The organism is Amorphus orientalis (genome assembly GCF_030814015.1).
Classification (GTDB): domain Bacteria; phylum Pseudomonadota; class Alphaproteobacteria; order Rhizobiales; family Amorphaceae; genus Amorphus; species Amorphus orientalis.
On the sequence record NZ_JAUSUL010000003.1, the window covers coordinates 418,665 to 429,903 of the forward strand.

9 protein-coding genes and 1 tRNA gene are annotated in these 11,239 nt (G+C 64.9%); 5 read left to right on the forward strand and 5 right to left on the reverse strand.

The genetic code is table 11. The features are described from left to right. Positions 1-113: 113 nt before the first annotated feature. The 5 genes from J2S73_RS16385 (at position 114) to J2S73_RS16405 (ending at position 2,926) form a co-directional block, all read left to right on the forward strand. Positions 114-509: an ArsR/SmtB family transcription factor gene (locus J2S73_RS16385; RefSeq protein ID WP_306886695.1), complete on the forward strand. Its 396-nt coding sequence runs from the start codon at positions 114-116 to the stop codon at positions 507-509. Continuing rightward, positions 499-1,014, forward strand: coding sequence for an arsenate reductase ArsC (locus J2S73_RS16390; RefSeq protein WP_306886696.1), 516 nt, complete (start codon positions 499-501; stop codon positions 1,012-1,014). The genes J2S73_RS16385 and J2S73_RS16390 overlap by 11 nt, the downstream gene beginning before the upstream one ends. Positions 1,015-1,121: 107 nt before the next feature. Continuing rightward, the gene (gene arsB, locus J2S73_RS16395) at positions 1,122-2,207 is read left to right on the forward strand and encodes an ACR3 family arsenite efflux transporter (protein ID WP_306886697.1); all 1,086 of its coding nucleotides are present in this window, start codon (positions 1,122-1,124) and stop codon (positions 2,205-2,207) included. Positions 2,208-2,227: 20 nt separating this feature from the next. After that, complete coding sequence (gene arsC / locus J2S73_RS16400) at positions 2,228-2,656, forward strand: arsenate reductase (glutaredoxin) (protein ID WP_306886698.1); 429 nt, start codon at positions 2,228-2,230, stop codon at positions 2,654-2,656. Positions 2,657-2,850: 194 nt separating this feature from the next. Further along, positions 2,851-2,926: transfer RNA gene (locus tag J2S73_RS16405), tRNA-Thr, on the forward strand. 285 nt (positions 2,927-3,211) lie between these two features. On the opposite strand, the gene J2S73_RS16410 is transcribed toward J2S73_RS16405, so the two are convergent. The 5 genes from J2S73_RS16410 to hsdR all read right to left on the reverse strand — a co-directional run bounded on the left by J2S73_RS16410 (position 3,212) and on the right by hsdR (position 11,207). Then, positions 3,212-4,138, reverse strand: coding sequence for a restriction endonuclease (locus J2S73_RS16410; RefSeq protein ID WP_306886699.1), 927 nt, complete (start codon positions 4,136-4,138; stop codon positions 3,212-3,214). Continuing rightward, positions 4,135-4,617, reverse strand: a complete 483-nt coding sequence (locus tag J2S73_RS16415; protein ID WP_306886700.1) for a hypothetical protein — start codon at positions 4,615-4,617, stop codon at positions 4,135-4,137. The genes J2S73_RS16410 and J2S73_RS16415 overlap by 4 nt, the downstream gene beginning before the upstream one ends. 167 nt (positions 4,618-4,784) lie before the next feature. Beyond that, entirely contained in the window at positions 4,785-6,131 is a 1,347-nt protein-coding gene (locus J2S73_RS16420; protein WP_306886701.1) for a restriction endonuclease subunit S, read from the reverse strand. After that, positions 6,128-7,660 carry a class I SAM-dependent DNA methyltransferase gene (locus tag J2S73_RS16425; protein WP_306886702.1) on the reverse strand — a complete coding sequence of 511 codons (1,533 nt, stop codon included), beginning with the start codon at positions 7,658-7,660 and terminating at the stop codon, positions 6,128-6,130. The genes J2S73_RS16420 and J2S73_RS16425 overlap by 4 nt, the downstream gene beginning before the upstream one ends. Positions 7,661-7,787: 127 nt before the next feature. Further along, positions 7,788-11,207, reverse strand: coding sequence for a type I restriction-modification system endonuclease (gene hsdR / locus J2S73_RS16430; protein WP_306886703.1), 3,420 nt, complete (start codon positions 11,205-11,207; stop codon positions 7,788-7,790). Positions 11,208-11,239: the final 32 nt, after the last annotated feature.

Consider the following 11,239-nt stretch of genomic DNA (forward strand, 5'->3'; position numbering starts at 1 on the left):
CGCGCCTGCCGGAATCGCGGCCTGTCACACTCCGGATAAGCTCGCCGCGTTCAATGGAAGCGGGTCCCCGCAGGCCGATTGACGGCATCTGATATTTCGATTATTCCTGAATTATGGAAATGAACGATGCGCTCGATGGCCTCACCGCTCTCGCTCACGAGACCCGGCTGTCGGTCTTCCGGCTCCTGGTCGAGCACCAGCCGGACGGGCTGGCGGCCGGACAGATCGCCGACGCCGTGGCGGCGAAGGCGAATACCCTGTCGCCCCATCTCGCGGTTCTGGTGCGCAGCGGGCTGGTCACGGCGGAACGGGAGGGGCGCAGCATCCGCTACCGGGTGGATCTGGCGCACATGCGCGGCCTGATCGTCTACCTGATGGAGGACTGCTGCGGCGGACGGCCGGAAGTCTGTGCTCCGGTGATGGAACTCCTGTCCTGCCGCACGACCCCGAGCGACGCGGGAACGATCACCGAGGCCGCGGGCCATAGGGGCAACGACCATGAGCGATGACAAAGCGAAAAACGTCCTGTTTCTGTGCACCGGCAATTCGGCCCGCTCGATTCTCGCCGAAGCGATCCTAAACCGGGACGGCGGCGGCCGGTTCCGGGCGTTTTCCGCCGGCAGTCACCCGCGCGGCGAGGTGCATCCCTACGCGCTCGACCTGCTGGAGCGGCTGAACTTCCAGACCCATGACCTCAGGTCCAAGGACTGGTCGGAGTTCGCCGAGCCCGGCGCGCCCGTGATGGATTTCGTCTTCACCGTCTGCGACCGGGCGGCGGCCGAATCCTGCCCGCTGTGGCCCGGCCAGCCGATGACCGCCCACTGGGGCGTTCCCGACCCGGCCGCCGCGGACGGAACCGAAGCGGAAAAGCGCTTCGCCTTCGCCGACACGTTCCGGATGCTGAATTCGCGCCTCTCGATCTTCCTGAACCTGCCGATCGCATCACTCGACGCGCTCTCGCTGCAGCGCCAGCTCGACCGGATCGGGACCTCGGTCCCGGCCGAAGAGGCCTGATCCGGGCCGGCCGGACAGCTGCCGCGACACCGACCCGCCGCCTTTGCCGGCCGCTTTGCCGCCGCCGGCACGGACGACCGACGCACGCCCCGACCGGGAGACGCTTCATGACGACCCACGACACCACCGCGCTGGACGCACCGCCCGCCGGCGGGATCGGCTTCTTCGAGAAATGGCTGTCGGTCTGGGTCGCCCTGTGCATCCTGGCCGGCCTCGTGCTCGGCAACCTTCTGCCGGGCGTGTTCGAGGCTCTGGCCGGGCTGGAATACGCCTCGGTCAACTTTCCCGTGGCGATCCTGATCTGGGCGATGGTCTACCCGATGATGGTCGCGGTCGACTTCGCCAGCCTGCGCCACATCGGCGACCGGCCGAAGGGCCTCATCCTGACGCTGGCGGTCAACTGGCTGGTCAAGCCGTTCACCATGGCCGCCCTCGGCGTGCTGTTCTTCGAGGTCGTGTTCGCCCGCTGGATCGATCCGGCCAACGCCCAGGAGTACATCGCCGGGCTGATCCTGCTCGGCGCGGCGCCGTGCACGGCGATGGTGTTCGTCTGGTCGCAGCTCACAAGGGGCGACCCCACCTACACCCTCGTCCAGGTCTCGGTGAACGACATCATCATGGTGTTCGCGTTCGCCCCGATCGTGGCGCTGCTCCTGGGGGTCACCGACATCGCCGTGCCGTGGGAGACGCTGCTCCTGTCGGTCGGGCTCTATGTGGTGATCCCGCTGGCGGCCGGAGCGGCGACCCGGGCCTGGCTGACCGGCCACGCCCGGCGCGGCGAGAGCGCAGAGGCGGCCGTCGGCCGGTTCACCGCCGCGGTGAAGCCGGTCTCGGTGATCGGGCTCCTGGCAACCGTCGTGCTCCTGTTCGGGTTCCAGGGCCACGTCATCGTCGAGCAGCCGATCCTGATCGTGATGATCGCGATCCCGCTCCTGATCCAGTCCTACGGCATCTTCGCGATCACCTACGCCGCCGCCTGGGCCTGGCGGGTGCCGTTCAACGTGGCCGCACCCTGCGCCATGATCGGCACCTCGAACTTCTTCGAGCTGGCGGTGGCCGTCGCGATCGGCCTGTTCGGGCTCGGCTCCGGGGCAGCGCTCGCCACTGTCGTCGGCGTTCTTGTGGAAGTGCCGGTGATGTTGTCTCTGGTGGCCTTCGCCAACGCAACGAAGCGCCACTTCCCCGCCGCGTGACCGCTGAGGAGACCCACGCCGTGACCATCACGATCTACCACAATCCGAACTGCGGAACCTCGCGCAACGTGCTGGCCATGATCCGCAACACCGGCGCCGAACCGCAGGTGATCGAATATCTGAAGACGCCGCCCACGCGCGACGAACTCACCGGGCTGATCGCGAAGATGGGCATCCCCGTGCGCGATCTCCTGCGCCGCAAGGGCACGCCCTATGACGAGCTCGGTCTCGACGATGAGACATGGAGCGACGACGAGCTGATCGACTTCATGATGGCGCATCCGATCCTGATCAACCGGCCGATCGTGGCGACGCCGCTCGGCGTCCGCCTGTGCCGTCCGTCCGAGACGGTGCTCGACATCCTGCCCGATGCGCAGACCGGGGCCTTCGCCAAGGAGGACGGCGAGCAGGTCGTCGGCGCCGACGGGAAGCGGATCGCCGGCGCCTGAGCGGGCGGAGACGCGGCGGCCCGCCGGTTCCTGTCGGCAGGCTTGCGCCGTCGGACCGATTTCCCACGCCATGACTTGAAATGGGCGCCGCCAATCGGTACATCCGCACGACGCGTGCCGATCCGGCGGTCGCCGGCTGCCTTCGGGCGGACGTCACGCGCACGAAGCCGGTGCCCGACACCGCCTTCCGGTAAGCCGCATTAGCTCAGTTGGTAGAGCACGTCATTCGTAATGATGGGGTCGCTGGTTCGAGTCCGGCATGCGGCACCAACCCCTCCTTCCCGGCCCGTCCCGCGACCGATTCCAATAGTTGCTGGATCCTGACCGACGTCGTCGATCCCTTCATAGGTGACCGCCCCAGCCGTTCGTCGCGCCTACAACGGCACCCCGTACTGGGAGGAGCGCACGGCGATGAGGAAGGACTGGGCCAGACTTTTGGATAAATGGCGGAAGTGACCGCCGGAAAGTGGCCGTTGGCAGGCGGTCGGTCGAGGATGGGCGGATTATCCAAGCTGCCGTTGCGAGCCGAGGGAGCCCCCTTTCCCGCGGTCGACCTCACTCCTCGCCGAAGAAGTCTTCGTCCAGACGCTTGAACTCGACGGTGCGGTAGCTGCGCACGCCGACGCCGTGTTCGATCATCAGATCGGCCAGTTCCTGACCGTCTATGAGGATCACCCGCTGGGCCAGGTGCCTGACATACTCACTGGCCGGCTGACTGAAGGTCGAGGTCGTGACGAAGACGCCCTTGCTCGCCCCAAGACCGACGAGACTGCCGACGAAGGCGTTCACGTCGGGGCGGCCGACGGGGTTGCCGGGCGCGTAGCGCTTGGCCTGGACGTAGATGCGCTCAAGGCCGAGCCGGTCCTCGTTGACGATGCCGTCGACACCGCCGTCGCCGGAGCGCCCGAGCTGGGCGGCGGCGTCCTTGTGGCTGCCGCCATAGCCCATGGCGACCAGCAGATCGACGATCAGGTGCTCGAAGAAGGACGGGCCGTTGGCGAGGATCCGTTGCAGCAGTTCGTCCCGAAGCGCGGCGTGCAACGACGCATAGGCGGCGTCGATCCGCTCCTCCGGCGTCGTGCGGGAGGACGCCGTGTCGACCGGCTTCGCCTCGGCGCCGTCCTGTTCGGCAGCGGTGCTTTCAGGCTTGTAGAACTCCCGGAAGGCCGGCTCCTGCATCAGGAGGGTCACATCGATCCGCTCCGGCGAGGTCGCCAGCAGCGCCCTGCCCTTTTCCGTCGCGACAAAGCGACCGCGCGCCGGCGAGGCGATCAGCCCGGCCTTGCCCATATAGGTCTTGGCCCAGTGGACGCGGTTGTGCAGCAAACGCTGGCGCCCGCTCGGGAGAAGCTCTTCCCGCTCCTCCGGCGTCAGACCCAGATCATCGGCAATCCGCTCCGCGACGTCAGGCACGCGGGTCTCGCCCTCGGCGGCCAGGCGAAGGACGGGCAGCATGAGGGTCTGATAATCGGGGATGGTCATGGAGCCTGCGTCGCCGCCCATTCGAACACGCGGTTCTGCTGCTCCTTCAAAAACGCTTCCTCGTCGACAACAGGGTAGCCGAGCCAGCGGGCCGCCTCGCAGAAGCCCTTGAGTGTCGAGGGTTCCATACGCCCGTTCTCCACGTTCTTGTGGTTCACGATGATGGCGCTCAGCAGCGGCCATCCGTTGCGATGCGCATATTCGATCAGATCACCCAGGTGATGGTTGACGGCATAGCGAACCCGGGACCATTCCACGCCGCTTTCGTCCGCGAGTTGCTTGTAGGAGAGAAACCGGCGCTCTTTCGCAGCCTTCACGACGGCGCGAAAGGTCTTGTCGAAGTCCAGCCCACTCCCTTTGCGCCGCGCAAACTCGGCCATGAGATCAAGATAGTAGGGGTCGTCCTCCTTGCCGAGGCGCCTATAGTTGGAGATCAGGTTGGCGAGTTGCTGGTCATCCCACTCGTTGACAGGTTTCATGCCGCGATCCCCTCCCCGACGCCGTCTTCACCAATCAGCGCATATGGTACGTCATGACGTGCTTGCCGCGAACGACGTCTGCCGGTGTTGCTCCGGTCTTTGCGAAGAGTTCACGTACGACCCTCCGATCCGGGACAAGGTCCCGGGCGTCAGGTTCTCGTGATCCCTCATGCCATCTTGCGCCGGCCGCGCTTCGGCTTCGGGGCTGCTTCGCGCTCGGCGCGGATGCGCTCGAGCAGGCGGTCGGCGGGCTCGTCATTTTCGTCCTGGGGGACGAGTTCGCCCCGAAATGCCTTGGCGAGGATCGCCTCGTCCAGCCGCCCCACCAGCTCCAGCGCGCGCTTCGCCTCCGCCGCCAGCCGGTCGATCCGGGCGAAGGCGGATTCGATGCGGCGGACGATTTCGTGTTGTTCTTCGAGGGGTGGTAAAGGCAGCTGAATCGCCTTCACGATCGATAGATTCAGGTTCGGCTGAACTCCGCCCGCAGCCTCTTCCCTCAATGCGAGGTAGACGGACTGGAGGAACAAGTACACGTATTGAAGGGCGGAGACCTCTGAGTTTCGTATCCGAACAGCCGCCAAAGCTTGATTTGTAGCGGCACTCAACCCGAGCAGGGCGACCTTACCTCGCGTCTTCCCTTCGCCATACATAGCAACAACGAGGGTGCCCGCCGGAAACAACTTGCAGTTTGTCTCCTGTATTGCCCGATCTGTTATAAAGTCGTCTGCTTGCAAAATAAGACCTTGGTTAACGGCCCCGCTGGTTATCCACGGAATGGAGCCGTTTGAGTAGTAGTCTGCGTTTCCTCGTTTTGGTGTCGCTCCCGTTCCGACCTCTGCAATTTCTTCCAGCTTAACTGTCGGCCAAACAATCGAAGCTTCACGGTTGGTCAGCTCCCCGCTGAATGCCTTGCTGAGCACGGCCTGCTTATAGCGCGAGACGAGGGTGTCGATGCGGGCGAGTTCGGTGCGGGCGCGGGCGGATTTCGCGTTCAGCGCATCCAGCCTGGCCACGATGCGCTTCTGCTCGGCCAGGGGCGGCAGCACGATGGGCATCCGCAGTATATCTGATGACCTGAAGTTGTTGATGTTGTTGCCGATGGCTACCGCCTCGACATATTCTCGATAAGCGTGACTTTTCAGGTAGTGAAAAAAGAACCTATCCGCGTTCTTGTAGCGGGGACGAACGACGCCGCAAAAGGCTCCGAAGATGAGCCCCTCTTCAAACGACGTAATTCTAGCAGCCTTTCCAACAACAGTCCGGGATCCCGACGAAGTCGCAAGCAGAATATCACCAAAACGGACTATTTGCTCATCTTTTGCGAGGCGGATTGGCAAATAAATCAAATCATCAAGATCAATTTTGCCCCGCTGAATGTTATTTGCGCGCAAGAGTGCCACCACAGCCTCACTTGAGGCGGATGCCACATCTTCTTTCGCATAAGTGAGCCCCCTAACGAGAATGAAGACGTCATCAAGTGTCGCCTCGACCCACCCCCGCGGCAGCTCGCTCATTCCGCCGCCTCCGGCAGGTCATCCCCCAGCTCCGCCATCAGCGCCTCGATCTCCAGCGTGGCGGCCTGCAGGTGGCCGAGGATGGCGGCGGCGATGTCGTCGGGTTCGGTGAGGCCCTCTTCCGCCTCCTCCTCCGCCTCGCGCAGCCAGGCGATGTCGAGATTGTCGCCGCGCGCGGCGATCTCCTCCCGGCTGAACCTGCGCCAGCGGCCGGCCTCGCCTTCGTCCGCTCCGCGCTCGCCGCCATAGGGGTCCGTGCCGAAGGCCTGCTCGAAGCCTTCGAAATGAGCCGCCGTCAACGGTGTGGTCTTGCCGAATTTCGGCATCTGGGCGCGCAGATCGTAGATCCAGACCGCCTTCGTGTTGCCCGTCTCGGTCTTGCCGCGCGTCAGGAAGATCACGTTGGTCTTCACGCCTTGGGCATAAAAAATGCCGGTCGGCAGGCGCAGGATGGTGTGCAGGTCGCACCAGTCCATCATCATCTGGCGGAGCTGCCTGCCGCGCCCGTCCTCGAACAGCACGTTGTCCGGCACGACGATGGCGGCGCGGCCGCCGGGCTTCAGCGCGCGGATGCAGTGTTCCACGAAGGGAAGCTGGTAGGAGGAGACGTTGGCGGTGACGGAGAGGTCGTCGCGGGTCGGCGCGCCGCCGGCCGGGCCGAAGGGCGGGTTGGTGAGGATGAGATCGGCCCGGCCGAGCCCCTTGCCCTTTTCCGACAGCGTGTCGCCGAGATCGATATGGCCGCTGTCGAGGTCGTGCAGATAGAGGTTCATCAGGAGCAGGCGCAGCGTGCCGGGCACGTTCTCCATACCGTGGAAGGCCTGGCTCTTCTGCCAGGCGCCGCTGTCGGGCAGGTCGAAGTAGCCGTCGGTGCGGTCCTTCATGTAGCGATCCGCGGCGATGAGAAAGCCGCCGGTGCCGGCGGCCGGGTCCTGGATCACCTCGCCCGGCTTCGGCTGCATCAGGCGGACCAGCGCCTCGATCAGCACGCGGGGGGTGAAATACTGCCCGGCGCCGCGCTTGGTCTCCTCCGCGTTCTTCTGCAGCAGGCCCTCGTAAAGGTCGCCGAACTGGTCGCGGTCCTCGGAGAACCAGTCGAGCTCGTCAATCGCGGTGACCAGGGTCGTCAGATTCTGGGGCTCGCGGATGAAGGTCGAGGCGTTGTCGAAGATCTTCTGCACCATCTCCGGCAATGGGCGGGCATCCTGATAGCGCTTGCGCTCTTCAGACGATGCGTCATCGGTCGGCGGCGTAACCAGCGCGTCGTCCTTGCCGAGACGGGTGGTGGTGGCGCCGAGATCGACCAGAACCTTTCGATAGAGTTCGAGCTTGGAAAGCCCGTTGGCGGCCACGAGATCGGCCCAGCGCCGCGACTTCGGGATGCTGCCCGTCTCGCGGTTGCGCTCGGCCATCATCTTGAGAAACAGGAGATAGGTCAGCTCGGTGACGTACTGCTGATAGGTGATGCCATCCTTCCTCAGGACGGTGCAGAGGCGCCAGAGCTTCTGGACGATGGTGTTGGCATTCATGGGGGCTGTGTGGCCTGTCTCGTGTCGGGTCGGTTGGTCTTAGAGCACTGGTGACGCGTCGGGTCGTCGAAAAACCGGTTTCCACTTTTTCGCCCGACGCTTCCGGAAGTGGGGCGGCGCGGTCAACTCATGCCGCGGAGGGCGCCCAGATCGCCTCGTTCAACTGGTGCAGCACGTCGTCGAGCTCTCCGTCGAACTCTTCCGAGATGCGCCGAAAGCCGCCCTTATCGGCGAAAACGCCCTGGTCGAGCAGTGTCGGATCGGCCACCGGCTTGTCCTTCAGCGCCCGGCCGATGCGGCGCAGCCACTCCTTCTGCTTGGGCGTCCAGGCGCGGGACGATTCGAGCCGGGCGATGGCGTTGTCGACACGGGTGGCATACGGGATCAGCGGATCGCCGAGGGCGGCCTGCCGGACGAAGCCGATGATGTGGGCGGCGATGTCGGCGTTGCGGGCCTTGCCGTAGGCGGCGCGGAGCATGGCTTCGGAATAGTTCTTCTCGTCCAGCAGCGCCGCCAGCTCCGACAGCTCCTTGCGGGTGAGATCGCGCGGGCGCTGGGTGACGGCGATCAGCGCCGGCACCTGGTTCATGTTCTCGCGCACGAAGCGTTCGAAGCCGGTGATGTAGTCCTCCGGCGTCGTGTTCTTGCCGAAGATCTCCTCGATGCGCAGCAGCTCGTCCTCGTGGCTGGAGAGGACGACGCCGTTCTGGCCAGGCCCGGTACGGACGGGTCGCCGCTCCATCAACTCGATCGCCCGCGGATGCGTCTCGAGCCAGCCCAGCAGCTCGGCACCGGATTGCGTGGCAAGGCGCTGGACAGCGGCTTCCGGCGCTTCGCCCGTGTGGCGCTCGAAGCTCTCGCGGGTCTCGGAGTCCATGCGTTTCGCCATCGTGCGCATGCGCACGATCACCTGGCCGGCGACCCAGCTCCGGTCCTCCTCCGCCTCCGCGTTCTGCAAGTCGGTGACGAGCTGACCCAGCGCGATATCCGGCTTGACCACGACCGGACGCATGTCGGTCATGTCCTGCAGCTCCGCATAGAGATCGACGGCGTCGAAGATGCGGAAATGCTGCTTGCCGATCTCCGGGCAAAGCCGGGTGGCCCGCCCCAGCATCTGGTCATAGAGGATGCGGCTCTTCACCCGGCGCACGAACACGAGATTGCAGATGGACGGCACGTCGACGCCCGTCGTCAGCAGGTCGACCGTGACGACATATTTCGGATACGGGTCGTTCTTGAACTTCAGGATCAGATCGTCGGCCTTTTCGACATTGCCGGTGATCTTCATCACCATTCCGTGCGGCACGGCGTCTGTGCCGTATTCCTCCTGCAGCTCCGCGATGAGCAACCGCACGATGTCATCGGCATGGGTGTCGCGGGCGGCGAAGAGCAGCGTCTTGCCGGGCATCGACGGCGGGATCTCGGCTGCGATCGCGCGGCAGACGATGCGGTTGAAGGCCTCCGAATAGACGCGCCGATTGAAGTCGGCGACGTCGTAGTCCAGCGAAACGTCGTCCGGCAGCTCGAAGAGATCGATCTGACCGCTCTTGCGGTCGATGATCTCGACCTCGTCACCACCGGCAAAGTGAATGCCGGCTTCCGACAGCGCCGTGGTGATGCGCTTGGGCGGCAGGTGATCGTTGAGATAGCCTTCGACCACCGCCTGGCGATAGCCGTAATGAAACACCGGGTGGCCGAAGATCTCGCGGGTGTGCAGCGCGGGTGTGGCCGTCAGCGCCACCTTCACCGCATCGAAGTAATCCAGGACCTGACGATAGGCCGACTGGTAATCGTCGATGTTGCGGAAGCCGATGTCGCTCTCGCGCAGCTCGGCGTCCAGCGTGTAGCCGCGATGGGCTTCGTCGACGATGATGCAGTCGAAGGTGCCGGGCGTCGGCCGCTTGGCCGGATCCGGCTCGTTGAGCACCCGCGCGATCAGGGACTGGACGGTTGCGACCTGCACCTGATCGTCGTCCTCCGGCACCTTCGTGTCGAGGCCCGCGACCTTGTAGATCTGGGCAAAGTTCAGCAGGCCCTCGATCTCGGTGGTTTCCAGAGCGTCGCTCGTCTGCTTGCCGAGCGCCTTGCGATCAACCAGGAAGAGAATGCGCCGGAAGCGCTTGTGCTTGAGCAGGCGGTACATCAGCGCAATGGCCGTGCGCGTCTTGCCCGTACCGGTCGCCATCGACACGAGGATCTCGCGCTGGCCTGCGACAACCGCATCCTCGATCGCTGCGATCGCCTCCTCCTGGTAGGGGCGCATCCTGCCCTTGCCGAAGCCGTCCTCGGCGAGGCCCTGCGCCGCAGCGTCCACATCGGTGGCGAGCTTGTCCACCAGATCCTTCGGGGCGAGCCAGCTCGGCAAGGCGACGGCCTGGTTCGTCGAGCGCCTGACATCGCGATACCAGATGCCGGATTTGGTCTCCCACTGCCGCACATAGGGCCGGCCATTGGTGGCGAAGACGAAGGGCACGCGGAAGGGCTCGTCGAGCCCGTGCTTCCAGGGTCCGTCAGGGTGAGCCTGTTCGGGATCCAAGATAAGCGTGCGGGCGTAGCGCTCGGCCTGTTGAAGGGTGGAGGGCACATCCTGGCTCTCGCGCTTCGCCTCGATCACGCCGACGCAGGTGAGGTCGACAAAGAGCGCATAATCCGCTCGACCGCCTTCGGACGGCCACTCGGCAATTGCCAGGCTGCGGCCCTCTTCCGGTCGAATGCCGTTTTGATAGGTGAGGTGATCGCTGTCGCATTCCCATCCTGCATCGACCAGTTGCACGTCGATGAGGCGTCGGGTCTGCCGTTCATCGAGATCGAGATGCTCGGCCGCACGCCGACCGGCGTGCTTGAACTCCATCTGCGCTTGCTGCGGACCCGCCTCGGCAGCCTTCTGCAGTTCCTCCAGCTTCCGGGAGAGTTCGGCCTGGTTGGCCTCCATCTCAACCGCCGTCTCCTCCCAGACCGCGCGGTCGGCCGTCGCCTGCCGCGCCAGCTCTTCAGCCGCCTCCCGTGCCTTGGCGAGTTCCTCGGACGAGGCATGGGCGGCGGCAAGCTTCGCTTCCGCCTCGCGGACCTGGGTCCGCAGCGCCTCGAGTTCCGCTTCGGTCTCCTCGTCCGGAAGGGATGCGTCCCTGGGCGGCACGAACGGCCCCGGCCTGAAATCCGGATCGCGGCCGTAGGTGCGGCGATACCAGACGCCGAGCGCCCTGCAGAATTTGAGCGCGGACAGCGCCTCCGCGGGAGACCCCGCCAGATCGTGTGTCGCCGCGTTGCCGCTCCTGCGTACGGCGTGGAACACGTCGACCACTTCCCGCGGCAGCACCTGCTGGGCCTTCAACCGATGCAGCAGATCGTTCGTCGTCTCGCGCGCCGCCGGATCATAGACACCGGCGAGCGCCGCGATCTCCTTGACCATGTACTCGCCGAACTGACGGCTTTTGATCAAAGACGTGTTGGCGTCCTCGGCGAAGAACCGTTCGGAAAGGATACCAAGACGGTGCAGTTCAGGGCTGAGCCCCTTCAGATGGTCGAAATTGGCAGACAATGCCCCCACTCACATGCCTTTTGACGCCACATGTGAACGAT